This is a genomic window from Variovorax jilinensis (genome assembly GCF_030316885.1).
Lineage (GTDB): Bacteria > Pseudomonadota > Gammaproteobacteria > Burkholderiales > Burkholderiaceae_C > Variovorax > Variovorax jilinensis.
Genome location: NZ_JASZYQ010000003.1, coordinates 838,341 through 863,686 on the forward strand (window position 1 = coordinate 838,341; position 25,346 = coordinate 863,686).

The following is a 25,346-nucleotide window of genomic DNA, read 5'->3' on the forward strand; positions in this document are numbered from 1 at the left end:
CGCCCGGCGCACTACATCAGCCGCGTATCGGCCGGTGGCCCATCCAGCCGGTCATGGGCGTTGTCGATGAAGTTAAGCGGCGCAGCCACCAGCTCCTCCCGATCCACGTCGTCCAGCGTGGGGACGTGGATCGCATAGAAGCGTCCGCCCAGGTGCGCCAGCTCGCCCGTTCCGTACAGGCGGATGCCGCACCTCGAACAGAAGCGATACGACAGGCCTGATTCGCTGCGCCCGGGCGGCACCCACTCGTAGGTGGCGAGCATGTCATCGCCCGCGAGCAGCTTGAACTTGTCGCCGCGCACGAAGAGAAACCAGGCGCGTGCCTTGCTGCAGATCGAGCAATTGCAGCGGTTGCTGCCAGCGGAAAGGTCGAACTCCGCCTCGTAGCGCACCGCCTGGCAATGGCAGCTGCCGTGATAAAGCCGGTAGGTCATGGGATTCCTCGACTGGTTGCATTTAAGCACCGGTATTCTGAGCGTAGTGCTTGCTAAATGCAATCGGTTTAAGATCCGGCCCATGAAGCAAGAGAACCGTTCGACATGTCCCATCAGCACCGCACTCGAGTTCGTGGGCGATCGCTGGACCCTGCTCGTGATACGTGACCTGATGTTCGCGGGCAAGCGCCATTTCCGCGAGTTCCTGCAGTCCGAGGAAGCGATCTCGAGCAACGTGCTCGCGGACCGTCTCGCTGCGCTGGTGCAAGGCGGGATCGTCACCAAGAGCGGCGACCCCACCCACGCCCAGAAGGCGATCTACAGCCTGACCGAGAAAGGGCTCGAACTGCTGCCGGTGCTGGTCGCCATGAGCGCATGGACCCAGAGGCACCATCCCGAGACCCGACGTCCCGAAGCTGTGCAACTGGTGCAAGGGGGCCCCAGGATGATGAAGAAGCTCGAAGGCGACCTTCGACGGCATCACGGCATCGCCTGACGTCGGCCGCGCCCACCTTCGCGTTAGCACCCTGGCGCCGGGCCACCGCAGTGCTAGGCTGCGCAAAACCGCGCGCAGGAGACAACCATGACAGCCAGCTACGTGGAAATACAAGGCGCCCAGGCGGATGTCGATCTCTGGGACGGCTTGATCTCGGATCAGAACGCCCTCATCGTCGTCATGATGCAGAAGATGTCCCAGGGCGGCTGCGCCGATGCCGCATGGCTCGACGAGCGAATCACGGAAGCGGAGAGCATCGAGAATCGCCTGGTCGCCGGCCTCGATCGCGCACAGCGCAGATTGCGGGCGCTCATCTAGTCGGCACGACCGCGTCCGAAGGCCCTCCCGGCGTGGCACGGACGCAAAAAAGCCACCCGAAGGTGGCTTTCTCGTTCCGCGGCCTGGGCCCAGAAGAATCTGGAGCGGGAGAAGAGTCTCGAACTCTCGACCTCAACCTTGGCAAGGTTGCGCTCTACCAACTGAGCTACTCCCGCGAAGCCTCAGATTATAGCGCAGTTTTCTCGACTTCCTCGCCAACTGGCAAATGAATGAGTCCGGTGCGCAGGTCGAACTCGAAAACCTCGCCATACCGGCCCCATTCGATCGCGGTGCGCAACACGCGCTCGGCGGTCGGCTGGTCCAGGCTTTCCTTGAGCAGCTCGACGAAAGGCTCCTGCGGCAACTCGCCCGAAGGCGCCTGCTCCAGGCTGTGGCGGATGTGGGCGGCCAGCGGCACGTGCGCGAGCAGTTGCTGGCCGAGCAGCTGCTGGCGCAACGTGTGGGCGCCCGCGACATAGCGGCGACCGAGTTCGGACAGGTGCAGGTCGGCATCCGCAAGCTGTGCCAGCCCCAGCAGCGACAGCGCCTGCGCGAGAGGCAGCAGGTCGTGGTCGGTGAGCTCGGCCTCCTCGGCGAGCTGCGGCAGATCCGCGCGTCCGGCGCGGCCGTCCTGCACCAGCATCTCGAGCAGCGCCTCCATGCGGCCGATGTCGGCATCGGGCAGGCGGTCGCCCAGATGGCGGCGCACCGGTTCCTCGGCCGCGCGGCCGGGCATCGCGGCGCCGGCGGTCATCAGCGCATAGGCCTCGTCGATCAGCGCCCTCACCTCCAGGCTGCCGACGTCACGCGGCCGCGCGAGCCGGATCGGCAGTTCGGCACGCACGCGGCCCGGATCGGCTGCGAAGATCAGCACGCGGTCGGCCATCAGCACCGCTTCCTCGATGTTGTGGGAAACGATCAGCATCGCCTTGGTCGGCATGGCGCCGCCGCGCCAGAGCCGCAGGATGTCGTCGCGCAGGCGCTCGCCCGTGAGGACGTCGAGCGCCGAGAAGGCCTCGTCCATCAGCAGCACCTCGGGCTCGACCACCAGCGCCCGCGCGATGCCCACGCGCTGGCGCATGCCGCCCGACAGTTCGCGCGGCAAGGCGCCTTCGAAGCCTGCGAGCCCGATCAGCTCGATCGCGGCGCCCGCGCGCCGGGCCCGTTCCGGCCGCGCGACGCCGCGCGCCTCGAGGCCCAGCTCGACGTTCTGCTGCACCGTGAGCCAGGGGAAGAGCGCGAACGACTGGAACACCATTGCGATGCCGCGTGCTGGCCCGTAGAGCGGCTGGCCGCGGTAGCGCACGCTGCCGGCATCGGCACCGATCAGTCCCGCGAGGATGCGCAGCAGCGTCGACTTGCCCGAGCCCGAAGGCCCCAGCAGCGCCACGATCTCGCCTTCGGCAAGGCGGAAATCCACGCCTTCGAGCACCGACCGTGCGGCGCCGTCGGCCGAGCGGAAGGACTTTCCCACGCCCTGGAGTTCGATGATGGTTTCGGCCACGAGGCCGGTACGCGGGTTCGACATCAGAAGTGCATCCTGTTTTCGGCCAGCTCGTAGAGCCGGCGCCAGACGAAGTGGTTCATGCCCATGACGAACACGCACATCACGCCGATGCCCAGCGCGATGCGCGGGAAGTCGCCGATGGCGGTCATGTGGGCGATGTAGCTGCCCAGCCCCGCGGCCTGCAGCGTGGTGTCGCCCCAGGTCACGTATTCGGCCACGATGCTCGCATTCCAGGAGCCGCCGCTGGCCGTGATGGCGCCCGTGACGAAGCTCGGGAACACCGCGGGCAAGAGGTATCGGCGCCACTTGAGCCAGCCCGAGAGGCCAAGGTTGCCGGCCGCGTAGCGCAGCTCGGTCGGAACGGTCGAGGCACCCGCGATCACGTTGAAGAGCAGATACCACTGCGTGCCGAGCACCATCAGCGGCGCGAGCCAGATGTTCGGGTCGAGCTGCCAGCGCACGATGAACAGCACCGCGACCGGGAACATCAGGTTGGCCGGAAATGCCGCCATGAACTGCGCCACACCCTGCAGCCGGCCGGCCCAGCGCGGGTTCATGCCGATCCAGATGCCCACCGGCACCCACACGATCGCCGCCAGCGCGATCAGCACCAGCACGCGCAGCATCGTGTAGCAGCCGAGCACGAACACATGGCCCACCTCGGCCCAGCCGACCTCGGTGTGGATGAAGCGCAGCAACCAGCCCGCGGCCAGCAGCACGCCCGCCGCGAGCAGCGCGTCCCAGGCACGCTCGAGGGCTTGGCGCCGCGGCCGCGGACGGGCCCTGATCGAGGTGCCGTCGTGGTCGCGGCGGAACAGCACCAGCGAACGCTCGAGCAGCCGTGCCGACGCCGCCATGCCCTGCTGGATGCGCTCGGTGCGGCGCAGCCAGGTCAGCAGCCAGGAGCGCGGTGCGTCCTCGCTGCTGCCTTCCTCGAAGCGGAACTTGTCGGCCCAGGCGATCAGCGGCCGGAAGAACAGCTGGTCGTAGAGCGTGATGCCGATCAGCATGCCGAAGATGGCCCAGCCGATGGCACCGAGGTCGCGCGCCTGGATCGCCATCGCGATGTAGGAGCCGACTCCGGGCAGCATGATGCTCTGGTTCGACACCGAGATCGCCTCCGAGGCGACGACGAAGAACCAGCCGCCCGACATCGACATCATCATGTTCCAGAGCAGGCCCGGCATCGCGAACGGCAGCTCGAGGCGCCAGAAGCGATGCCAGGCCGAAAGCTGGAACACCGCGGCCGCCTCGCGCAGTTCCGACGGCACGGTGCGCAGCGACTGGTAGAGGCTGAAGGCCATGTTCCAGGCCTGCGAGGTGAAGATCGCGAAGATCGCGGCGCACTCCACGCCCAGCAGGTTGCCCGGGAACAGCGCGATGAAACCCGTGACAGTGATCGAGAGAAAGCCCAGGATCGGGATCGACTGCAGGATGTCGAGCAACGGCAGCAGCAGCTTCTCGGCCGCCCGATAACGCGTCGCGAGCACCGCGAACACGCAGGCGAACACCAGCGAGGCGCCGAGCGCGATGAACATGCGCAGCGTGGTGCGCAGCAGGTAGTAGGGGAGCGCCGACGGATCGAGGCTGATCGGCAGCGGCTGGCCCAACTCGTAGGGCCGCGCCATCTGCGCGCCGCCCCAGGCCAGCGCAAACAGCGCCGCCAGCACGAGCGGCAGCAGGGCCCAGTCCCAGCGGTTGCCGGCCGCGACGGCCTGGCGCGGAAAGAAGCGTTTGTCGAGCATGGCAGGGCGAAGGCAGGAGGCGCACGGAGCCATTCGCTCGGCGCCGTCATTCTGCGCACCTTTCCCGACCGCCAGCTGACCGGGCCGCCGCCCCGGCCCCGGACGCCGCTACAGCGGGAAGGCGTCGAGCCCCGGCTGCCCTTGGCCGGCCTGCACCGGCGTATGGGCCACGTTCATGATCCAGCAGACCATCGTGAAATAGCCCACCAGCGCCGAGAGCTCCACCACCAGCGTCTTGCCGAAGCGGGCCTCGGCGGCCGCGTAGGTGGGCTCGCTCACGCCGTCGTTGCGCAGCAGCTCCTGGGCGAAGTCGAGCGCGAGCTGCTCGTCGTCGGCCAGCGGCGCGGTGCGGCGTCCCAGGCGAAGCGCCTCGATCGCGCCGGCATCGACCCCGGCCTTCACTGCGGCCGCGGCATGCAGCACCCATTCGAACTGGTTGCCCACGTGGCGGGCGACTGCGCAGGTCACGAGCTCGCGCACCCGCGCATCGAGCGCGCTGTCGAAGCGCAGGTATTCGCCCAGGCTGCCGATGCGCTCCATCAGCACCGGGCTCTGCAGCAAGGGCACGAAAGGCCCGAAGACCGCCTTGCGCGGACCGTCGATCAGCGCCTGCGCGGCGGCGCGCTGGGCCTCGGACATCGTGTCGGCGGCCGGCAGCGGCAGGCGCTCGGACCAGGGACGGGTGTGGCCTTGGGGAATGGTCATGGTTGGATTTCCTCGATGAATCGGATCAGGATGAGGCCGCGTGCGCGGCCGGCCGACGCAGCAGCCAGGCGGCGCTGCCGACCAGCGCGAAGGCGCCGGCCGAGAGCGCGGTGAAGAGGCCGCCGAAGCCCTGCGCACTGCCGCTCAGCGCCGAAGAAAGAAGCGGCCCCGCCATCTGGCCGAGCGCAAAGGCGGCCGTCATGTGGCCGAGCGCGCGCGCCGGGTCGCCGAGCGCAAGCGCCCTCGCCTCCTGCATGCCGGCCATGGTCGCGACCATGAAGGTACCGCCGACCAGCAGCGCGGAAGCCAGCACGGTGGCGGCCGACAGATGCAGCACCGGCAGCAGGCAGCCGAGCGCCACCAGGAGGTGGCTGCCGGCCAGCACCTGGCGGCGCGAAAGACCCGACAGGACTGCGCCCGCCAACACGGTCGACAGGGCGGCCGCCGTGCCGAACACCGGCCAGGCGGCGCCGAACACGGCCGGGTCGTCGACCACCGCCCGCGCCAGCACCGGCAGGAAGGTGGCAGGCAGGATGTAGCCGAAGCCCAGCATGCCGTAGCAGATGACGAGATCCCACGGCGAACTGCCCGCCGATCGGCCCGGCGAAGCGCTGGACTGAGCGATGCCGGGTTCAGCGCCCGGCATCAGCCAGGCCACCACGAGCAGGCCTGCGCCCGCCATCAGGCCCAGCTGCAGCCACAGCGCGTCCGGCGCCACGCCCGCAGTGCCGGCCCGCCAGCAGTAGAGACCGGCCAGCGCGATGCCCGTGCCGACGCCTGCATAGACGACGCCGGCACCACCCGGCTGTCCGAGCCGCGCCAGCCACGCGAGACACCAGACGCTGGTGCTGACCAGGGTCCAGGCGCTCGCGACGCCGGCGACGGCCCGCAGCAGCAGCCAGGGAGCCAGCGAATCGACCCAGCCCATGCCGGCGGTGGACAGCACGATCAGCGCAAGCGACAGCAACCCGGTGCGCTGGGGCGACCAGGGCAGCCGCGCGGCCGTCAACGCGCCGAGCAGGTAGCCCGCGTAGTTGGCGGCCGCCAGCCAGCCGCCGGCCGCCACGTCGGTGCTGCCGGCGCGGATCATGAGCGGCAGCATCGGCGTGAAGGCGAAGCGCCCGACGCCCATGGCGACCGCGAGCGCGAGCAGCCCCGCGGCGCAGACCGCGAGTCCGGAATGACGGCCGGAAGAGATGGAAGGCTTCGACATGAGCGCCGATTGGAAGCAAAATCGCGTTTCTCTGCAAATGAATTATTCAGAACATTCATTCACTTTATGAGAACCATTGATCTCGACTCCCTGGAGATCTTCCGCACCGTGGTGGCCGAAGGTGGCGTGATCCGCGCCGCCGACCGGCTGCACCGGGTGCAGTCGAACGTCACGACGCGCATCCAGCAGCTCGAGGAACGCCTGGGCCAGAAGCTGTTCCATCGCCAGGGCCGCACGCTCACGCTGGCGCCAGCAGGCCACAAGCTGCTGCCCTATGCCGATCGCCTGCTGCGGCTGGCCGACGAGGCCGAGAGCGAACTCCGCAGCGACCTGCCGCTCGGCACCTTCAGGCTCGGTTCGCTCGAAAGCACCGCGGGCAGCCGGCTCGCCCCGCTGCTGTCGCGCTTCCACAAGCTCTATCCGGGCGTGGTGGTGGAGCTCGCCACGGGCACGACGGGCGCGCTGGTCGATCGGGTTCGTGCCTTCGAGCTCGAGGCAGCCTTCGTCTCGCAGCCCTTCGCGGCCGAAGGCCTCGAGGCGCTTGCGGTGTTCGAGGAGGAACTCGTGCTGGTCACCGCGCGCAGCGTGGCCTCGGTCACGCGGCCGGCCGACCTGGCGAACGCGACCCTGATCGCCTTCGCCCAGGGCTGCTCGTACCGGCACCTGATCGAGCAATGGCTCGGCAAGGGAGGCAATGCGGCCGCGCGCTCGCTGGAGTTCTCGTCCTACCAGGCCATGATCGCCTGCGTCGCGGCCGGCACCGGCTTCGCGATCGTGCCGGTGTCGGTGCTGAAGGCGCTGCGCGCCACCGCGGACGTGCGCCAGCATGCGCTGCCGGAGCGCATCCGGCACAACCGCACCCACCTCGTGTGGCAGGGCACGCCGTCGGTGGCGGTGGCGCGGCTGATCGAGCTGCTCGACAGCGACTGAACCGGCGCGGCCCGGGGAGGCTCAGGCCGACGCGGTCTCGGCGGGCGCGGCGCCTGCGATCTGTCGCAGCGCGCGCTCGAACACCTCGACCGGCTGGCCGCCCGAGATCAGGTGCTTGTTGTCGATGATGATCGCCGGCACCGAGTGGATTCCGGCATCGGTGTAGAGGCGCTCGCGTGCCCGCGTCTCGGCCGCGAACTCGTCGCTCTCGACGATGGCCCGGGCGCGCGTGGCATCGAGCCCGACCTCGCCCGCCAGTCGCACCAGCAGGTCGGGGTCCGACGGATTCTGTCCATCGGTGTGGCAGGCCTTGAGCAGCGCCTTCTTGAGCGCTACCTGCTTGGCGGGGTCCTCGCGCTCGGCCCAGTGCAGCAGGCGGTGCGCGTCGAAGGTGTTCCATACGCGCGAGCGTCCTTCGCGGCTGAACTCGAAGCCGACCGCGGCGCCGCGCTGGCGAATGGCTTCGCGCCCCTGCGCCTGCTGCTCGCGCGTGCTGCCGTACTTCTGGTTCAGGTGCTCGAAGGCGTCCTGGCCTTCGGGGCCCATCTGCGGATTGAGCTCGAAGGGCTGGAAGCGCAGTTCGGCCTGGATGTCCGGGGCAACGTTGCGCAGCGCCGCTTCGAGGGCGCCGAGGCCGACCGCGCACCAGGGACAGGTGACGTCGGAAACGAAATCGATGTGGAGGGTCTTGGGCATGGCACCGATGATGGGGCCGATGGCGCGTCTTTCAACCGCCGCCGTCACGATTCCCCACCGGCGGCGCGGGCAAGCGCGGCAGCCAGAGATGGGCGATCAGCACCAGCACCACGCCGGCCCCCGCCATCGGCAGCACCATCGGCCAGGCGCCGTTGCTGAACTGCGCATCGACGAAGCGCGCCGCGATCTGCCCCAGCGTGAAGGCCGTGGCCATCATCGCGAAGCCCGACCACGAGACCGCGCGACCCGCGAGATGCGGCAGATCGCCGACCGCGCCGGCCTGGCCGCAGGGCTGGTGGATGCCATGGCCCATGCAATAGATCGCATGCCCCAGCAGCAGGGGCCAGACCGCCATCGGGGCCAGCCAGCAGCCCAGCATCTGCACCAGCGGTCCGGCGAGGCTCAGCCTGGCACCCAGCTGCACGGTGCGCACGACGCCGCGGCGGCGCAGCATGCGGCGGCACCAGGTGGTGCTGAAGATGTAGACCAGCGAACCGCCGGCCGGGATCCAGCCGTACCAGGCCGGCGACAGGCCCAGGTAGCTGATGTAGACCATCGGCGACAGCAGCAGGAAGCAGAACATCCCGCCATAGGTGGTGGCGGCCAGCGACGCCCAGGCCCGAAAGGCGCGGCTCGCGAAGACCGCGCGCACGCTGCCCGCGGGCGCCGCTGGATCGGTGGCATGCACCCGGGTCTCGGCGAAGCCGCGCAGGCACATCGCGAACAGCGCCAGCGCATAGACCGCCATGCCGGCCAGCACCCAGCGCCAGCCCGCGCCCTGCACCGTGTAGGCCCCGAGCACCGGCGCCAGCAGCCCGATCGCGCCGAGGCCGGTGAGCCCGCGCGCCATCACGTGCGGGCCTTCGTGGGCAGGATAGAGATCGCGCACCGCGGCGCGCGCGCAGACCAGGATCGCAGCCATCGAGAAACCCTGCAGCGCACGGCAGGCCACCAGCATCGGGATGCCGTTCGCCAGCGCGCAGCCGAGCGCAGCGAGCGCATAGCAGGCCAGGCCGCCGAGCAGCACCGGACGACGCCCGATGCGATCGGACAACGGCCCGCAGGGCAGCTGTCCGAAGCCGAAGGCGAGCACGAAGACCGTCAGGCTGGCGCTGGCCGAGCCGAGCTCGCGCGCGATCTCGGGCAGCGCGGGAAGGTAGCTGTCGGTCGCGACCGGCTGCGCGGCCAGCAGCAGCGGCAGCAGCAGGACGAAGGGAATGCCGCCCCTGCCGGGGCTCTCGACGCTCTCGGCGCGCCCGCCCACCCTCAGTACGCCAGCGTGGCGACGGCGCGCAGTTCCTCGGGCGTCGCCGTACCGAAGCCGAAGAACTCGAGGTAGGCCGGGATCATCTCGAACAGCATGTCGGTGCCGACCTGCACCGCGCACCCCTTCTCGCGCGCGGCGCGCAGCAGGGGCGTGTATTCGCTCTTCATGACCACCTCGCCGACGAAGGTCGCCGGCGCGATGCGGCTGACGTCGAAGGGCAGCGGGTCGTCTTCCTTCATGCCGAGCGGCGTGGCGTTGACCACGAGGTCGAAGCCGGCCGGATCGATGGAGCCGGTGGTCACGCGCAGCGCCGGGTAGTGCGTGCGCAGCCGGCCCGCGAGCGCCTCGGACGAGGCCGGGCTGCTGTCGAACAGCGCCATTTCGGCCACGCCGGCTGCAGCCAGCGACGCCGCGATGGCCGAGCCCACGCCGCCGTTGCCCGACACCAGCACGCGTGCGCCCTTGAGCTCGCGGCCCTTGCGCTGCACGCCGCGCACGAAGCCGGCGCCGTCGAACTGGTCACCCACCAGCGTGCCGTCGGGCCGGCGCAGGATCGCGTTGCAGGCGCCGGCGATCTTCGCGGTCGGCGTCGCCTCGTCGACAAGCGACAGCGTGGTGATCTTGTGCGGCATCGTGACCAGCGCGCCACGGATGTTGGTGAGCCTGAACAGCGAGGCCAGCACGTCGGCGTAGTCCTCGGCCTTGACGCCCATCGGCATCACGACCGCGTCGATGCCCTGCTTGTCGAACCAGGGGTTGTAGATCATCGGAGCCTTGAAGCTCTCGGTCGGGTAGCCCAGGTGGGCGATCAGGGTGGTCTTGCCGGAGATCATGGGGAGATTGTCCTTGGGGAAGATGGCGGGGCGCCGGCCACGTGCGATTCGCTGATCCAGCGCGCGCTCTTCATCGCGCGCTGGCCGATCACCATCGGGTCGGAGTTGACGTAGTCGTCGTTGAATACCTCGAAGGTGTAGTGGCCCCGGTAGCCCTTGTCCTCGAGCAGCTGCACCATGTCGCGCACGTCGTGCAGGCCTTCGCCCGGGAACAGCCGCTGATGCCGCGCCAGCTCGATCATGTCGGCCTGGCGGTCGCTGTACTCGAAGAAGTAGTCGGCCAGCTGCACCAGGAAGACCTTCTCGATCGGCACCTCGGCCAGCTGCGCGAGCATCTCGGCGCCGTCGTCGCCGTGCACCGACATGTGGAAGAAGTCGAGATTGAGGCCGACGTTCTCGCGGTCGCAGCGCCGCACGATGTCCCAGGCCTGGTGCCAGCGGTTCACGTGTCGGCCCCACGAAAGCGCCTCGTAGCAGATCCGGATGCCGAGCGGCGTCGCGAGCGTGGCCAGCGTGCGCAGGTCCTCCGCGGCGCGCTCGGGATCGTCGATCGCGAGCGGCGAGGTGGTCGAGCAGCACAGCAGCAGGTCGGTCTCGACCAGCTCCATCTGGCGCAGCTGCTCGCGCGCCATCTCGAGCCGGTGCGGGCGCATCGCGTCGGGCGCACATTCGAAGTCGCGCAGCGGCTGGAAGTCGGTCACCTTGAGGCCGCTCTGCTTGACGAGCTGCGCCGCCTTGTCGACGCCGGCCGGATGGTTGATCAGGTCGCGCGCCCACAGCTCGACGCCCGAGAAGCCGGCTGCCTTCATGCACTCGAGCTTGTGGCCGAGCTCGCCACCCATGGTGACGGTGTTGAAGCCGAAGCGGTCGATTGCAATGGCCATGGCGGTCCTCGGGATGGTGTGATTCGAAACGCTCAGGCGAGAAACTGCAACTGGGCGCGGCGCGGCACGTCGACCACGTGCGGCGCGGGGACGAGCTCGAGCAGGCTGGCGCTTCCCTCCTCGAAGCGCGGCCACTCGGGCAGGCCCGGTCCGTTGGGATCGCCGGTGGTCGCGAACCGGCACCAGTAGGCCTGCATCAGCGCGGTGAGGCGGTCGTCGTCGGCACCCCAGTCGCGCGTCAGTTCGCGCGTGGTGCCGAAGACATAGGGGTACTCGGAGCTGTGGAAGACGCCGAGCGCGCTGGCCGGATCGGCCTCGCGATAGCGCTGCGCCGGCCCGAAGGGCTGCAGGTGCGCAAAGTGGTAGACGTAGGTGGGTGCATGCGGCGCCTGTGCGCGCGCCGCCGCGAGCACGCCGCCACCGAACAGCGTGTCGCCGAACAGGGTCTTGCTCGCGGCCTCGGCCTCGACGTCGTCGGCGGCCGGATACAGCGCCTCGGCCTCGGCCGCGCGCGCCCCGAAGCGCCTCGCAAGCTGGTCGCGGAAGGCCTGCAGGCTCTTCACGCCCGGGAAGGTCGAGCCCTCGTCGCGGTTCCAGCCCGTGAGAAAGGGCACGGCCTGCTGCTCGCCGGCCGCGAAGGTGGCGGCCAGCGTGCGCACGAGGAAGCGGCCGTCGACGATCGGCATGAAGCGGGTGCTTGTCGCGAGGTAGCGCTGCAGCAGCGTCTCGGCGTCGAGCGCGCGCAGCGTGGCGATCGAATCGCCGGCCGCGAACTGCAGGCCCTGCGACTCGCCGGTGGCGAGCGGCTCGGTCGGGCTGATGCCGAAGCTCTGCGCGATCGCATGCCGGAAGAGCCCGCGGGCCTCTGGCGAGGCCATCAGCGAGACCACGCCATGCGCGCCCGCGGACTGCCCGAACACCGTCACCTTCGCCGGATCGCCGCCGAAGGCCGCGATGTTGCGCTGCACCCAGCCGAGCGCGGCCGCCATGTCGAACAGGCCGTAGTTGCCCGAGGCGCCGCCCTGCTCCGCACTCAGTTCCGGGTGGGCCATGAAGCCGAAGGGTCCGAGCCGGTAGTTGATCGTGACCAGCAGCACGCCCTTGCGGGCCAGGTCGCCGCGCACGAAGACCGGATTGGCGGCCGAGCCCTGCTGGAACGCGCCGCCGTGGATCCAGACCATCACGGGCAACGCGCGATCGCCCTCGCGCACCGGCGTCCAGACGTTCAGGTAGAGGCAGTCCTCCCTCATCGCCTGCACGCCGGAATACTCGGCATAGACCGAATCGGCCGCGCGTCCCGGCTGCGTGCACTGCGGCGCGAAGCGCGTCGCCTCGCGCACGCCGTCCCAGGGCACGACGGGCGCGGGCAGGCGCCAGCGCAGTGCATCGACCGGCGGCGCCGCGAACGGCACGCCCAGGTAGGCATCGACGCCGGTCCGGGCGTCGCGCAGGCCCGCCAGCAGGCCACCCTCGACACGCACCGGCGCGGGCCGAAGCGACGGCTCGGACGAATCTCCCGCTTCGAACACCGCGCGGTCCATCAGGCCCGCGCCTTCTTCTTGCCGAGCTCGTGCATCGGCACCTTGTAGGTCTCGGCCGCCGTGAAGATCGAGATCGCGGCGATCACGCAGGAGGCCGACACCAGGGCCGCCACCGGCATCCAGCCGTTCGGGCCGTCGCCCATGATCGCGGCGCTGATGGTCGGCGCGAAGCCGCCCAGCGCAAAGCCGATCTGTGTGCCGATGGCCATGCCCGAGAGCCGCACGCGGGTGTCGAACATCTCGCCGTAGAGCGAGGGCCAGATCGCGTTCGAGGCGCTGTAGACGATGCCCGAGGTCAGCAGGCCGAAGATGAAGATCATCGTGAGGTCGCCGCGGCTGATGGCCCAAAGCGTGGGCCAGATCAGCACCGCGCAGCCCAGCGCACCGAAGATGAAGACCGGCCGGCGGCCGATGCGGTCGGCCAGGATGGCCCAGAGGGGAATCGCGGCCAGCGCCACCAGATTGCTGCAGACCAGCAGCGTGAGCATGGTGGCGCGCGGGATGTGCACCGTGTTGACCGCGTACGACAGCACGAACAGGCCGAAGATGGTGCTCACCACCGACACCAGGGCGCCGAAGATCACGCGCAGCACGGCCGGCGTGTGGTCTCGGAACAGGATCGCTGCCGGCAGCTTGACGGTCTCGTGCGCATCGGCTTCCTCCTTGAAGGCCGGCGTCTCGGGCAGCGTGCGCCGCACCCAGAAGCCGACCGCGACCACGACCGCGCTCAGGAAGAAGGGAATGCGCCAGCCCCACGACAGCAGCTGGTCTTCCGGCAGGGCCGAGATCGGCAGGAACACCAGGGTCGCGAGGATGAAGCCCATCTGCGTGCCGCTCAGCGTGAAGCTGGTGAAGAACGCGCGCCGGTGCGCCGGGGCGTGCTCGAGCGTCATCGAGTTGGCGCCCGCCTGTTCGCCGGCGGCCGACAGGCCCTGAAGCAGGCGCAGGATCACGAGCATGATCGGCGCCGCCATGCCGACCTGGTTGTAGGTCGGGAGGAGGCCGATCAGGAACGTCGAGACGCCCATCAGCAACAGCGTGAAGGTCAGCACCTTCTTGCGGCCGAACTTGTCGCCCACATGGCCCATGAAGAAGGCGCCGATCGGGCGCGTGATGTAGCCCACGCCGAAGGTCGCGAAGGCGGCGACGGTGGCGAGCTTGGGGTCGATCGAGGGGAAGAAGATCTTGCCGAAGACCAATGCGGCCGCGGTGCCGTAGATGAAGAAGTCGTAGTACTCGACCGCGCTCCCGATCCAGCTCGCGAACGCGGCTTTCTTCGGCGTCTTGCCGGCGTCGGATTCGGGTTGCGACGCTCGCGCATGCGCCTCGTCGATCGTGATGGCCATGATGAAGGATCTCCTGGAATGCCTGAGGGGAAGCGGGCCGTTCAGGCCACGCTCGGTGAGTGGTAGCGCAGTGGTCGGCGGATCTCGTCGGCCATCGCCTGCGGGTAGATCAGCTCGCGCAGAAAGTCGGAGTCGCGACGCAGCGCGGCGGCGGCCTCGCGGTGGCCGAAGAAGTCGAAGTAGTGCGGCATCTGCTGCACCAGCATCTCGAAGCCGGCCTGCGCATTGAGGCCGCGTTCGCGCGCGGCGCGCACCAGCGGCGTCGGCTGGTTGCGCAGCAGGATGTCGAACAGCGCGGCATGCGGCTCCATGCGCGCGACGTCCACCGGCAGCGCGTCCTCGGGCTTGAGGCCCAGCGAGGTGGCGTTGACCACCAGGTCGTAGCCGGCCGGATCGCTGCTGTCGACCGCCACCGAAGTCGCATCGAAGAAGGAGTCGATCTGCGCCGCGACGCCCGCCGCCTTGCCGGCCGCGATGTCGTGGAAGGCGATGTGCTCGGCACCGTTGACCGTGCCGCCTTCGGCCAGCGCGACGCCGATCGCCGCGGCGCTGACGCCGGCGCCGAGGATCAGCACGCGCTTGCCGCGGAACGGGATGTTGTAGTGGTCGAGCGCGCCGAGCAGGCCCTCGCCGTCGAACAGGTCGCCCTCGAGCTCGCCGTTGGCGATGCGCCGCACCACGTTGACCGAGCCGGCCACGCGACCGAACAGCCCGCAGCCGTCGAGCAGGTCGACCAGAAGCGGCTTGTGCGGCGGCGCGATCGCCATGCCGCGCACGTTCTTCGCGAGGAAGGCGGCCTTCACGAACACCGCGAGGTCACGCCTGGCCACCTGCACCGGCACCATCACGGCGTCGATGCCCGTGCGCTCGAAGACGGCATTGAACATGCGCGGCAGGCGCACGTTCGTGACCGGGTCTCCGGGAAGCAGGTAGACGGAGGTGCTGCCGACGATGGAGGGGAACATGGGTGGTGTCTCGCTTCAAAAGATTCGACTATCGCGCGAATCCGCTGGAGCGGCGCTAATGTAGGGCGGGGCCTGCGCTGCGGGCTCGGCGGCCGCGTTCTCGCAGATCGATCATCGATCAGCTCTGATCGATAATCGAACGCTCTCAGGGTTTCTCCCAGGGCACGCAATGACCACTTCCAATGCCTCCGAACTTCCCCGCAGCGACGTTCCGCCCGGCCTCGACAAGCGCGACTGGATCGCCGGCCTCGAGCGCGGCGTGGCCGTGATCGAGGCCTTCGACGACGCCCATCCGCGCCTGACCGCGAGCGAGGCCGGCCAGCGCACCGGCATGACACGCACCGCAGCGCGCCGCTACCTGCTCACCCTGCAGCACATGGGCTACGTGGCCGGCGACGGCAAGCTGTTCTGGCTCACGCCGCGCGTGCTGCGGCTCGGCCGCTCGTACCTCGAATCGGCGCGGCTGCCGCGCATCGTTCAGCCCTTCCTGCAGCGAGTGGCGGCCGGCACGCACGAGATCGCCTACCTGAGCGTGATGGATGGGGACGAGGTGGTGTACATCGCGCGCAACGGCCCGAACCGCAGCATGAGCACCGGTTACGTGCTGGGCGCCCGGGTGCCCGCGCAGGTCACGGCCTCCGGCATGCTGATGCTCGCGCTGCGCAGCGACGCCGATCGCGCGGCCTGGCTCGCAGACCGGGAGCTCGCGGTGTTCACGCCCCACACGATCGCGAGCAAGGACCGCATGCGCATCGAACTCGACCGCATCCGCGCCCAGGGCTGGGCGCTGTCGGAGCAGCAGCTGGACCTCAATTCGCGCGGCATCGCGGTGCCGCTGCGCGACCGGCACGGGGAGCTGGTCGGCGCGCTCAACATCACGATGCCGATGGGCCAGGAAAGCAGCAAGGACGCGATCGCACGCGTCCTTCCCGTGCTGCGCGAGACCGCGCAGGCCATGCGCAATCTGCTCTGAAGCGCGCGGTCGCGGACCCGATCAGGCGCGCGCGAGCCTGGCGTCCGCCAGCGTCTGCGCCCGCATGCGCTCGTACTCGGGCTTGGGCACCGGCACCGCGTTCGGGTCGCCGAGATCGTTCATGTGGACCCGGTAGGTTTCCCGAGCGCTCAGCACCGCGAGCGCCGAGATGATCGTGATGCCGAAGGTCAGCGTGCCGATGATCAGCGGGATGTTGGAGGCGCCGGGAGGTGCCACCGCCACGAACAGCGCCGGCAGCAGCGCGGTGATGGCGGTGCCGATGTTCTGCGAGATCGCCATCGCCGAGCAGCGCGTGCGGGTCGGGAACAGCTCGGGATAGAAGCTCGGGAACACGGCGTTGTAGCCCTGGTAGACGATGCCCCACATCAGCAGCGACATGCCGATCGCGAGCGGCACGTTGTGGATGCTGATCGCATACAGGTAGCCGAAGGACAGCAGGCCCGCGCCCAGCGCGCCGATCACGATCGGCGGCTTGCGCCCGACCTTGTCCGACAGGTTGCCGACGAAGGGAATCACGATCACGGCCAGGATGTTGCCGAGCACGGGAATCCAGAGGTAGATGTCCTTCTGGAAGCCGATGCCGTAGGCCGGCTGCACCGCGTAGGCGGCACCGAAGACGGTCGCCACCACCGGGATCACGTTCATGAGCGCCGCGCAGACCACGCGGATCATGTCGCGCCAGCTGTTGGTGAAGGCCTGGATGATCGGCGCCTTCGGCACGCCCTGCTGCTTGTCGACCTCGGCGAAGGCCGGCGTCTCGTCGACCTCGCGGCGGATGATGTAGCCGGCCACGATCACGATGAAGCTCAGCAGGAACGGGATGCGCCAGCCCCACGAGAGGAAGGCGTCCTCGGGCATGTAGTGCGCGAGCGGCAGGAACACCGCAGCGGCCAGGATCTGGCCGGCCTGCACGCCCTGCAGGCTGAAGCTCGCGAAGAAGCCGCGGCGTCCGAAGGGCGCGTGCTCGAGGATCATCGAGCTAGCGCCGGCAATCTCGCCGGCCACCGCGAAGCCCTGCACCAGGCGCAGCAGCACCAGCAGCGCCGGTGCCCAGAGGCCGACCTGCGCGTAGGTCGGCAGCAGGCCGACCGCGATGGTCGAGAAACCCATCAGGAACATGCACATCAGCAGCACGTTCTTGCGTCCGCGGGTGTCGCCCCAGTGGCCGAGCACGAAGGCGCCGATCGGACGTGCCACGTAGCCCACGCCGTAGGTCGCTAGCGAGGCGATGATCGCGATGCGCGGGTTGGTCGAGGGAAAGAAGATCTGAGGAAAGATCAACGACGCCGCGGTGGCGTAGATGAAGAAGTCGTAGTACTCCAGCGCCGAGCCGATCCAGCCGCTGGCAGCGGCCTTTCGGGATTGGTGCTTGCCTTTGGGCTCGTGCGCCGTCGGGTTGCTCATGGTGTGTCTCCTGGGGTTCGGGTGGATGCGGCCGGTACCTGTGCCGAGGACGCGACTGTGAAACAGCTCAGGGTTCACCACAACGCCCGCTCGGCCCTTTGCGAGCGATGATCGACCGCGTCCGATCACCATACGCACGAAAATCGGGTTTCCCCCTGCATGCTGCCCACGCCGGAATCGCCGCCCATCGATCGCAAGCTCCTCATCGAAGGTCTGGGAAAGGGACTGCGCGTGATCGAGGCCTTTTCGGAGGACCGCCCGCGCCTGACCGCCACCGAGGCCGGCGAGCGTGCCGCCCTGACCCGCACCGCGGCGCGCCGCTACCTGCTGAGCCTGGTGCACTACGGCTATGCCGCCACCGACGGCAAGTACTACTGGCTGCTGCCGCGCGTGCTGCGCCTCGGCCAGGCCTTCATGGAGGTGGCGCGGGTGCCGCGCATCGCGCAGCCTTTCATCCAGCGCGCCTCGATGCAGTGCGGCGAGACCCTCAACGTCGGCACGCTCGACGGCCACGAGGTGGTCTACCTGTCGCGCAGCAATGCGCCGCGCGTGGTCTCGATCGGCTTCCATCCGGGCGCGCGCGTGCCGGCGCACGTGGTCTCGCAGGGGCCGGCGCTGCTCTCGACCTTCGACGATGCGGCGCTCGAAGCCTGGCTCGAAGCACATGACTTCGCGGCCTTCACGGGCTTCACGGTGGCCGATCCCGACCGCTTTCGCGACAACGTGCTGGCAGCGCGCCGGCTCGGCTACGCCCACACCGATCAGGGCCTGGACTTCGGCCTCAGCGGCCTCGCGCTGCCGCTCAAGGACCGCAAGGGCCAGTGCCAGTACGCACTCAGCGTGACGGTGCAGCGGCAGGTGTACCCCGACACGCAGCTGGTCGACCGTCTGCTGCCGGTGCTGCGTGAGGCGGCCGAGGCGCTGCGGCCGATCATCTAGCGCTGGTCGGCGCGGCCTCGAGCCGCTGCGCCTGCCATGCACAGCCGCTCGCGATCATCGCCACCACCGTCGCCACGCCGAACATCGCGACGAAGCCGTAGCGCTGAGCGATGGCGCCGCCGGCCAGCACGCCCAGCACGCCGCCGAAGCCATAGCCGATCACCGTGAACAGCGCCTGGCCGCGGCCGCGAAGCCGGCCCGTGAAATGGCGCGAGACCATCGCGATGCAGGTGGTGTGGTGGGCCGCGAAAGACAGCGCATGCAGCGCCTGCGCCAGCACGAGCGCCCAGACCCACTGGCCGCAACTGGCGGTGATGCCCAGGCGCAGGACCGCCGCGAGACCGCAGGCAAGCAGCCAGCGCGGCATCGTCAGGAACTCCAGCAGCCGGCCCTGGAGAAAGAACCAGACGATCTCGGCTACCACGGAGAGCGCCCACAGCAGGCCGATCGTGCCCTTGCCGTAGCCCAGCGAGTCGAGATAGAGCGACAGGAAGCCGTAGACCGAGAAATGCGCCATCACGTGGAAGAACAGCGAGGCGAAGAACCAGCGCACTGCCGGCAGGCGCAGCACCGGGCCGATCGGCTCCCTGGCCTGGGCATGATGCGTCACGGGCTCGCGCACGTCCGGCAGACGCAGGGTCGCGATCAGCACGATCGCCAGCGTGCCGCCGGCCCAGGCCGGAAAGTGCCGCATGCCGAAGCGCTCGAACCATTCGCCGGCAAACAGCACCGTGACCAGGAAGCCCGCCGAACCCCAGAGCCGGATGCGGCCGTAGCGGCCCCAGTCGCCGGCCACCAGATGCGCCATGGCGGCTTCGGTCAGCGACATCATCGAGCTGGTGTGCGTGAACATCACGAGCAGCACCAGCATCAGCCACCAGGGCCCGCCGTTCCACCACAGGCCCAGCGAAGAGACCAGCGCCACCGCGGCGCTGAAGCGCAGCAGCTTCACGCGCTCGCCCGTGTGGTCGCTCAGCGCGCCCCACGCGTAGGGCGCGAAGACGCGGGTCACCGACTGCACCGAGGTCAGCAGGCTGATGACGAAGATCGGCAGCCCGAGATCCTTGAGCCACAGGGGCAGGTACGGGTTGAAGAAGCCGATGTGGGCGAAGTAGCTCGCCGACAGCGCCGAGAAGGCCAGCAGGTGGCTGCGCCCCCCTGCGGCGGGCGGCGTCGACACTAGAGGAAGGACGATTGGGGCGACGGATGCTCGGTGCCGCCAGGCAGCTTCGGGGCGTTCACATCGCCGCACTGCGCGCGATTGCGCAAGGCGTGCTCGATGACGACCAGCGCCAGCATCGCCTCGGCGATCGGCGTGGCACGGATGCCGACGCAGGGATCGTGGCGGCCCTTGGTGACGACCTCGACCGGCTGGTTGTCGACGTCGATCGACCTGCGCGGGCTGATGATCGAGCTGGTCGGCTTGATCGCGATCGCGACGTCCAGGTCCTGCCCGCTGCTGATGCCGCCGAGCACGCCGCCGGCATTGTTGGTCTCGAAGCCCTCGGGCGTGATCGAGTCGCCGTGCGTGGTGCCGCGCTGGACCACGCTCGCGAAGCCGGCGCCGATCTCGACGCCCTTGACCGCATTGATGCCCATCATGGCCCACGCGATGTCGGCATCGAGCTTGTCGAACAGCGGCTCGCCGAGGCCCACGGGCACCTTCGACGCCGTGACCCGCACGCGCGCCCCGCAGGAATCGCCGGCCTTGCGCAGCGCGTCCATGTAGGCCTCGAGGTGCGCCACGTCGGCCACGGGTGCGAAGAAGGGATTGTTCGGCACGTGCTCCCAGCTCTCGAACGGGATCTCGATCTCGCCGATCTGCGCCATGCAGCCGCGAAAGACCGTGCCGTAGCGCTCGAACAGCCACTTCTTGGCCACCGCGCCGGCCGCCACCATCGGCGCCGTGAGGCGTGCCGAGGACCGTCCGCCACCGCGCGGATCGCGGATTCCGTATTTCTTCCAATAGGTGAAGTCGGCGTGGCCGGGCCGGAACTGCTGCGCGATCTGGCCGTAGTCCTTGCTGCGCTGGTCGGTGTTCTCGATCAGCAGCGCGATCGGCGTGCCGGTGGTCCTGCCTTCGTAGACGCCGCTGAGAATCCGCACCGCGTCGGGCTCGTTGCGCTGCGTGACGTGCCGGCTGGTACCCGGACGGCGGCGATCGAGGTCGCCCTGGATGTCGGCCTCGCTGAGCGCCATGCCGGGCGGGCAGCCGTCGATGACGCAGCCGATCGCAGGTCCGTGGGATTCACCGAAGTTGGTGACTGCGAAAAGGGTGCCGAAGGTGTTGCCGCTCATGGCGGCGATTATCCCAACAAACGCACGGCCGCCCTTTCGTCGCCGCCCTGCCGCAGGGCGGGCGGGTTGCCGGATCCGGCGGCGGATTCTGGAACGGTTTATGCATGTTGCAGCGCAACATCCCCACCTACCAAGGAGCGACAATGCTGGACCGCACCGAAACGAAGTTTTCCCACGTCAAGCTCGGCGACACCGACTACGTCTCGGGCGGGTTGCGCGACTTCTTCCTCTACCGCGACCTCGGCATCGCCGAGGCCACCCACGGCAAGGTGATCGCGCACCTCGTCAAGGCGAACATGGCACCGGAAACGGGCACCGGCTGGCACCGTCACGAAGCCGACTTCCAGATCGTGATCATGGTCAAGGGCTGGGCCCGCTTCATGTACGAGGACAAGGAAACGCTGGTCGAGGCCGGCGACGTGGTGCACCAGCGGCCGGGCATCCGCCACTACCTGTTCGACTACTCGCCCGACATGGAGTACCTCGAGATCGTCTCGCCGGCCGATTTCAGGAGCGTGGACGTGGAACCCGCAGCTGAGGTGCCGAAGCCGACTCCCTGGAACTGAGGCGCGGGCCGTCGGCCCTGCCCTTTCCCCGCGCGCCTAGGCTGCAACCAGCCAGCCGCAGGCGAGCAGCCCCGCGAACAGGCCCAGCACCGCGCGCCAGCTGGCCGGCCGCGTCTCGACCCGGCGGTGCAGCTCCGAGGCCGCCAACACCGACAGCGCGAAGGTCGCCACCAATGCCAGCAGATCGATCCAGGGCGCGGTGGGCAACAGCCGGCTCACGACCGCACTGACCAGCAGCAGCACCGGGAAATGGATCAGGAACAGCGAGTAGGAGATGCGCCCGAGCCGCACCAGCGGCGCCGCCAGCGCCGGCCAGGCGCGATGGCGCAGGGGCCCGCGATGCTGCACCACGGCCACGGCCAGCGCGGTGACCAGCGCGGTGGCGATACGGCTGCGCCAGTCGAGCGCCAGCACCGCGGCGCCCAGCAGCGCCAGCAGCAACATCGCGTAGCGCCAGCTGCTGCCCCGGGTCGAACGACCGATCCAGAACACCAGCATGCCGAGCCCGTAGGAGCCGAAGAAATAGATCGCCGTGACATCGAGCGAGGGATCGCGATTGAAGACCGCGAGCGATGCCACCACCAGCGCCAGCACCAGGCCTGCCGCCAGCCAGCGCGAGCGTTCCAGCCCCAGCGACCAGCGCCGCTGCAGCAGCTGTGCGAGGCCGACCGCGGTGACTGCGAGCACGAACAGCTGGAAGTCGATCGCCACGTACCAGACGCCGGTCGACAGCGCGTCGAAGCCCAGCAGATCCTGCAGCAGCAGGCCGTGCGCCAGCAGCTGGGCGACGTCCGGGGCATCGGGCACGATGTCGCCATCGAGCCATGGCCGCACCAGCGCAGCGACCAGCACGCTGCAGCTCAGCGCCACCAGGTAGGGCATGACCAGCCGGCCGTAGCGCTGGCCGACACGCGCGAGCGGATGCTTGCCGTGCAGCACGCCGTCGGGCGCCAGGCTGGCGGCGGCCAGGAAGCCCGCGAGCACCAGGAACACCTGCACCGCGAGCCGGCCCTCGTCGGCCAGCCAGGCGAACAGCGCGGGCGCCAGCGAGGACGCACCCGCCTGCAGCGGGCCGTATCGCGCCAGGTGATGGCCGACGATCAGCGCGCAGGCCAGCCCCTTGAGCGCGTCGACGAGCGGCATGCGCGCCGCTGTCGGCGGGACGACGCTGCCCGCGGACATGGGCTCAGAGCGCGAGGCGGCGGCGCGCGGCCAGGTATTCGCGCTTGAGCTTCTCGACATAGGCGGCGGCGCTCGCGACTTCGGTGATCGCGCCGATGCCCTGGCCCGAGCCCCAGATGTCCTTCCAGGCCTTGGCCTTGCTGCCGTCGCCGGTGGCGAAGTTCATGGTCTTGAGGTCGCCCTCGGGCAGGTTGGCCGGGTCCATGCCGGCGGCCACGATGCTCGGCGCCAGGTAGTTGCCGTGCACGCCCGTGAACAGGTTCGAGTAGACGATGTCGTCCGAGGTGCCCTCGACGATCGCCTGCTTGTAGGCATCGCTCGCGCGCGCTTCCTCGGTCGCGATGAAGGCGGTGCCGATGTAGGCGAAGTCGGCACCCATGGCCTGCGCGGCCAGCACCGCGTCACCGGTCGAGATCGAACCCGACAGTGCGATCGGACCGTCGAACCACTGTCGGATCTCCTGGATCAGCGCGAAAGGGCTCTTCACGCCTGCATGGCCGCCGGCGCCGGCCGCCACCGCGATGATGCCGTCGGCGCCCTTCTCGATCGCCTTCTTCGCGAAGGCGTTGTTGATGATGTCGTGCAGCACGACGCCGCCATAGCTATGGATGGCTTCGTTGACGTCGGTGCGCGCGCCCAGCGAGGTGATGACGATCGGCACCTTGTACTTCACGACCATCTCCATGTCGTGCTCGAGGCGGTCGTTGCTCTTGTGGACGATCTGGTTGATGGCGAACGGTGCCGCAGGCTTGTCGGGATTGGCCTTGTTGTAGGCCGCCAGTTCCTCGGTGATCTCGATCAGCCACTCTTCGAGCTGGGCCGCCGGACGCGCGTTGAGCGCGGGCATCGAACCCACCACGCCGGCCTTGCACTGCGCGATCACGAGCTTGGGGTTGCTGATGATGAACAGAGGCGAACCGATGATGGGCAACGGAAGATTGGCGAGCACGGGAGGCAGTTTGGACATGAGGTCTCCGAAGGAATCTTTGAGGGGAAGAACGAAGCGGATGCATGAGAAAGGCGCCCGCGGGCGCCCTTCTCAGAACGACTCGAGCGCCAGTGCGGTCACGCTCTCGGCGCCGTCGACGATGCTGTCGCGAATGCCCGGCGCCTTGTTGAGGATGTGCTCGGCATAGAAGCGCGCGGTCGCGACCTTGGCCTTCATGAAGGCGACATCGGTGCCGGCCTTCGCGAGGTCCTCGGCCACCAGCAGCGAGCGCGCAAGCTGCCAGCCCGCCACCAGGTTGCCGGCCAGCATCAGGTAGGGCACGCTGCCCGCGAACACCGCATTCGGCGAGGCCTTGGTCTGGCCGGCCACGAAGCCCACCACGTCGACGAAGGCTTCGCGCGCAGCCTTGAGCTTCTTCGCCACGGCCTTGGCATCGGCGCTGTCGCGCCCGGCCAGTTCGGCCTCGGTCTTCTCGATCTGGGCGGCGATCGCGAGGGCTGTCTGGCCGCCGTCGCGCGCGGTCTTGCGGCCCACGAGGTCGTTGGCCTGGATCGCGGTCGTGCCTTCGTAGATGCTCAGGATCTTGGCATCGCGCAGGTACTGCGCCGCGCCGGTTTCCTCGATGAAGCCCATGCCGCCGTGCACCTGCACGCCGAGCGAGGCGACGTCAAGGCTCATCTCGGTGCTGTAGCCCTTGACCAGCGGCACCATGTATTCGTAGAAGGCCTGGTTCTGCTTGCGCGCATCGGCATCGGCGTGGTGATGCGCGGCGTCGTAGGCGGCTGCGGCCACGGTCGCCATCGCACGGCAGCCTTCGACGTAGGCACGCATCGTCATGAGCATGCGCTTGACGTCCGGGTGGTGGATGATCGGCGCGCTCGCGTTGATCGAGCCATCGACCGGGCGGCTCTGCACGCGGTCGCGGGCATAGGCCACCGCGTGCTGGTAGGCGCGCTCGGCCACCGCGATGCCCTGCATGCCGACCGCGTAGCGGGCCGAGTTCATCATGATGAACATGTACTCGAGGCCGCGGTTCTCCTGGCCCACGAGATACCCGATGGCACCGCCATGGTCGCCGTACTGCAGCACGGCCGTGGGCGAGGCCTTGATGCCCAGCTTGTGCTCGATGCTCACGCAGTGCACGTCGTTGCGCGCGCCGAGCGAGCCGTCCTTGTTCACCAGGAACTTGGGCACCACGAACAGGCTGATGCCCTTCACGCCTTCCGGCGCACCCGTGACCCGGGCCAGCACCAGATGGACGATGTTCTCGGCCATGTCGTGCTCGCCGTAGGTGATGAAGATCTTGGTGCCGAAGACCTTGTAGGTGCCGTCGGCCTGCGGCTCCGCGCGGCTGCGCACCATCGCGAGGTCGCTGCCGGCCTGCGGCTCGGTGAGGTTCATGGTGCCGGTCCACTGGCCGCTCACGAGCTTCTCGAGGTAGGTGGCCTTGAGTTCGTCCGAGCCGGCAGTCAGCAGCGCCTCGGTGGCGCCATCGGACAGCAGCGGGCACAGCGCGAAGCTCATGTTGGCCGAATTCAGCATCTCGCCGCAGGCAGCGCCGATGGTCTTGGGCAGGCCCTGGCCGCCGAATTCCGCCGGATGCTGCAGCCCCTGCCAGCCGCCGGCCGCGTACTGCGCGAAGGCTTCCTTGAAGCCCGGCGTGGTGGTGACGACGCCGTCCTTGAACGACGAGGGATTGCGGTCGCCCGCGACGTTGAGCGGCGCGATCACGTCCTGGTTGAAGCGCGCGCACTCCTCGAGCACGGCTTGCGCGGTCTCGAGGCCCGCGTCCTCGAGGCCCGGCATGCTGGCGACCTGCGCGATGTTCGCGAGGTGCTCGATGTCGAACAGCATGTCCTTGATGGGGGCGATGTAACTCATGGATGTCTCCTGCGGCACTTCGGCCGGATGCGATGCGACGTGAAAAAGGGCATCGCGAACGATGCCCTTTCACTCAAGCGACGGGTCGGGTCAGAGCGCCTTGACCAGTTCGGGCACCGCCACGAACAGGTCGGCGACCAGCCCGTAGTCGGCCACCGAGAAGATCGGCGCCTCTTCGTCCTTGTTGATCGCGACGATGACCTTCGAATCCTTCATGCCGGCCAGATGCTGGATCGCACCCGAGATGCCGGCC

Annotated in this window: 24 protein-coding genes, 1 tRNA gene and 1 pseudogene; 6 read left to right on the plus strand and 20 right to left on the minus strand. The window is 69.0% G+C overall.

All coding sequences use genetic code 11. The annotated features are described in order from the left end of the window. Window positions 1-11: 11 nt before the first annotated feature. Window positions 12-434 (minus strand): GFA family protein, encoded by a 423-nt coding sequence (locus tag QTH87_RS15605; protein WP_286610316.1) that lies wholly within the window; start codon window positions 432-434, stop codon window positions 12-14. 82 nt (window positions 435-516) lie between these two features. Between QTH87_RS15605 and QTH87_RS15610 the strand changes: the two genes are divergently transcribed. Together QTH87_RS15610 and QTH87_RS15615 are read left to right on the plus strand one after the other, a co-directional pair. Further along, on the plus strand, window positions 517-930 hold the full coding sequence (locus tag QTH87_RS15610; protein ID WP_286610317.1) for a winged helix-turn-helix transcriptional regulator: 414 nt from the start codon (window positions 517-519) through the stop codon (window positions 928-930). Window positions 931-1,017: 87 nt separating this feature from the next. Further along, entirely contained in the window at window positions 1,018-1,248 is a 231-nt protein-coding gene (locus QTH87_RS15615) for a hypothetical protein (RefSeq protein WP_286610318.1), read from the plus strand. A gap of 100 nt (window positions 1,249-1,348) precedes the next feature. Here the strand turns inward: QTH87_RS15615 and QTH87_RS15620 are convergent. From QTH87_RS15620 to QTH87_RS15640, 5 genes are all read right to left on the minus strand, one after another. Beyond that, window positions 1,349-1,424, minus strand: a tRNA-Gly gene (locus QTH87_RS15620). Between the two features lie 11 nt (window positions 1,425-1,435). Then, complete coding sequence (locus tag QTH87_RS15625) at window positions 1,436-2,776, minus strand: ABC transporter ATP-binding protein (protein ID WP_286610319.1); 1,341 nt, start codon at window positions 2,774-2,776, stop codon at window positions 1,436-1,438. Further along, window positions 2,776-4,500 carry an ABC transporter permease gene (locus QTH87_RS15630; protein ID WP_286610321.1) on the minus strand — a complete coding sequence of 575 codons (1,725 nt, stop codon included), beginning with the start codon at window positions 4,498-4,500 and terminating at the stop codon, window positions 2,776-2,778. The genes QTH87_RS15625 and QTH87_RS15630 overlap by 1 nt, the downstream gene beginning before the upstream one ends. A gap of 108 nt (window positions 4,501-4,608) precedes the next feature. Then, window positions 4,609-5,205 carry a carboxymuconolactone decarboxylase family protein gene (locus tag QTH87_RS15635; RefSeq protein WP_286610323.1) on the minus strand — a complete coding sequence of 199 codons (597 nt, stop codon included), beginning with the start codon at window positions 5,203-5,205 and terminating at the stop codon, window positions 4,609-4,611. A 25-nt stretch (window positions 5,206-5,230) separates the two neighbouring features. After that, window positions 5,231-6,418 carry a YbfB/YjiJ family MFS transporter gene (locus tag QTH87_RS15640; RefSeq protein WP_286610324.1) on the minus strand — a complete coding sequence of 396 codons (1,188 nt, stop codon included), beginning with the start codon at window positions 6,416-6,418 and terminating at the stop codon, window positions 5,231-5,233. A gap of 66 nt (window positions 6,419-6,484) precedes the next feature. On the opposite strand from QTH87_RS15640, the gene QTH87_RS15645 reads away from it, so the two are divergent. Beyond that, entirely contained in the window at window positions 6,485-7,348 is an 864-nt protein-coding gene (locus QTH87_RS15645; RefSeq protein WP_286610325.1) for a LysR family transcriptional regulator, read from the plus strand. 21 nt (window positions 7,349-7,369) lie between these two features. Here QTH87_RS15645 and QTH87_RS15650 read toward each other — a convergent pair whose 3' ends face one another. From QTH87_RS15650 to QTH87_RS15680, 7 genes are read right to left on the minus strand one after another with little or no spacing between them, the layout of a single operon-like run. Beyond that, window positions 7,370-8,044, minus strand: a complete 675-nt coding sequence (locus tag QTH87_RS15650) for a DsbA family oxidoreductase (RefSeq protein ID WP_286610326.1) — start codon at window positions 8,042-8,044, stop codon at window positions 7,370-7,372. A 31-nt stretch (window positions 8,045-8,075) separates the two neighbouring features. After that, on the minus strand, window positions 8,076-9,308 hold the full coding sequence (locus QTH87_RS15655) for an MFS transporter (protein ID WP_286610328.1): 1,233 nt from the start codon (window positions 9,306-9,308) through the stop codon (window positions 8,076-8,078). A gap of 2 nt (window positions 9,309-9,310) precedes the next feature. Next, window positions 9,311-10,144: a shikimate dehydrogenase family protein gene (locus QTH87_RS15660; RefSeq protein ID WP_286610330.1), complete on the minus strand. Its 834-nt coding sequence runs from the start codon at window positions 10,142-10,144 to the stop codon at window positions 9,311-9,313. Further along, the gene (locus QTH87_RS15665; RefSeq protein ID WP_286610332.1) at window positions 10,141-11,028 is read right to left on the minus strand and encodes a sugar phosphate isomerase/epimerase family protein; all 888 of its coding nucleotides are present in this window, start codon (window positions 11,026-11,028) and stop codon (window positions 10,141-10,143) included. Before QTH87_RS15665 ends, QTH87_RS15660 begins: the two co-directional genes overlap by 4 nt. 32 nt (window positions 11,029-11,060) lie before the next feature. Beyond that, window positions 11,061-12,569: a carboxylesterase/lipase family protein gene (locus QTH87_RS15670; protein WP_286610335.1), complete on the minus strand. Its 1,509-nt coding sequence runs from the start codon at window positions 12,567-12,569 to the stop codon at window positions 11,061-11,063. Beyond that, the gene (locus tag QTH87_RS15675) at window positions 12,569-13,915 is read right to left on the minus strand and encodes an MFS transporter (RefSeq protein ID WP_286610336.1); all 1,347 of its coding nucleotides are present in this window, start codon (window positions 13,913-13,915) and stop codon (window positions 12,569-12,571) included. The genes QTH87_RS15670 and QTH87_RS15675 overlap by 1 nt, the downstream gene beginning before the upstream one ends. 41 nt (window positions 13,916-13,956) lie before the next feature. Then, complete coding sequence (locus QTH87_RS15680) at window positions 13,957-14,880, minus strand: shikimate dehydrogenase family protein (RefSeq protein WP_286610338.1); 924 nt, start codon at window positions 14,878-14,880, stop codon at window positions 13,957-13,959. Between the two features lie 169 nt (window positions 14,881-15,049). Here QTH87_RS15680 and QTH87_RS15685 point away from each other — a divergent pair, with 169 nt between their 5' ends. Then, window positions 15,050-15,853, plus strand: a complete 804-nt coding sequence (locus QTH87_RS15685; protein ID WP_286610341.1) for an IclR family transcriptional regulator domain-containing protein — start codon at window positions 15,050-15,052, stop codon at window positions 15,851-15,853. Between the two features lie 21 nt (window positions 15,854-15,874). Here QTH87_RS15685 and QTH87_RS15690 read toward each other — a convergent pair whose 3' ends face one another. Next, a complete protein-coding gene (locus QTH87_RS15690; protein ID WP_286610343.1) occupies window positions 15,875-17,278 on the minus strand; it encodes an MFS transporter in 1,404 nt (467 codons plus the stop codon). A 159-nt stretch (window positions 17,279-17,437) separates the two neighbouring features. Between QTH87_RS15690 and QTH87_RS15695 the strand changes: the two genes are divergently transcribed. Next, window positions 17,438-18,217, plus strand: a complete 780-nt coding sequence (locus QTH87_RS15695) for an IclR family transcriptional regulator domain-containing protein (protein ID WP_286610345.1) — start codon at window positions 17,438-17,440, stop codon at window positions 18,215-18,217. Here the strand turns inward: QTH87_RS15695 and QTH87_RS15700 are convergent. Both QTH87_RS15700 and aroC read right to left on the minus strand, forming a co-directional pair. Further along, entirely contained in the window at window positions 18,210-19,397 is a 1,188-nt protein-coding gene (locus tag QTH87_RS15700; protein ID WP_286610347.1) for an MFS transporter, read from the minus strand. The two genes, QTH87_RS15695 and QTH87_RS15700, sit on opposite strands and share 8 nt — an antisense overlap. Next, window positions 19,397-20,515, minus strand: coding sequence for a chorismate synthase (gene aroC / locus QTH87_RS15705; RefSeq protein ID WP_286610349.1), 1,119 nt, complete (start codon window positions 20,513-20,515; stop codon window positions 19,397-19,399). Before aroC ends, QTH87_RS15700 begins: the two co-directional genes overlap by 1 nt. 143 nt (window positions 20,516-20,658) lie before the next feature. Here aroC and QTH87_RS15710 point away from each other — a divergent pair, with 143 nt between their 5' ends. Further along, complete coding sequence (locus QTH87_RS15710) at window positions 20,659-21,081, plus strand: cupin domain-containing protein (RefSeq protein WP_286610350.1); 423 nt, start codon at window positions 20,659-20,661, stop codon at window positions 21,079-21,081. Window positions 21,082-21,117: 36 nt separating this feature from the next. Here QTH87_RS15710 and QTH87_RS15715 read toward each other — a convergent pair whose 3' ends face one another. The 4 genes and pseudogenes from QTH87_RS15715 to QTH87_RS15730 all read right to left on the minus strand — a co-directional run. Further along, window positions 21,118-22,224: an acyltransferase family protein gene (locus tag QTH87_RS15715; RefSeq protein ID WP_286610351.1), complete on the minus strand. Its 1,107-nt coding sequence runs from the start codon at window positions 22,222-22,224 to the stop codon at window positions 21,118-21,120. 43 nt (window positions 22,225-22,267) lie between these two features. After that, the gene (locus QTH87_RS15720; protein ID WP_286610353.1) at window positions 22,268-23,230 is read right to left on the minus strand and encodes an NAD(P)H-dependent flavin oxidoreductase; all 963 of its coding nucleotides are present in this window, start codon (window positions 23,228-23,230) and stop codon (window positions 22,268-22,270) included. A gap of 72 nt (window positions 23,231-23,302) precedes the next feature. Next, window positions 23,303-25,093 carry an acyl-CoA dehydrogenase gene (locus QTH87_RS15725; RefSeq protein ID WP_286610354.1) on the minus strand — a complete coding sequence of 597 codons (1,791 nt, stop codon included), beginning with the start codon at window positions 25,091-25,093 and terminating at the stop codon, window positions 23,303-23,305. Window positions 25,094-25,183: 90 nt separating this feature from the next. After that, a pseudogene (locus QTH87_RS15730) lies at window positions 25,184-25,346 on the minus strand (electron transfer flavoprotein subunit alpha/FixB family protein); the annotation flags it as partial.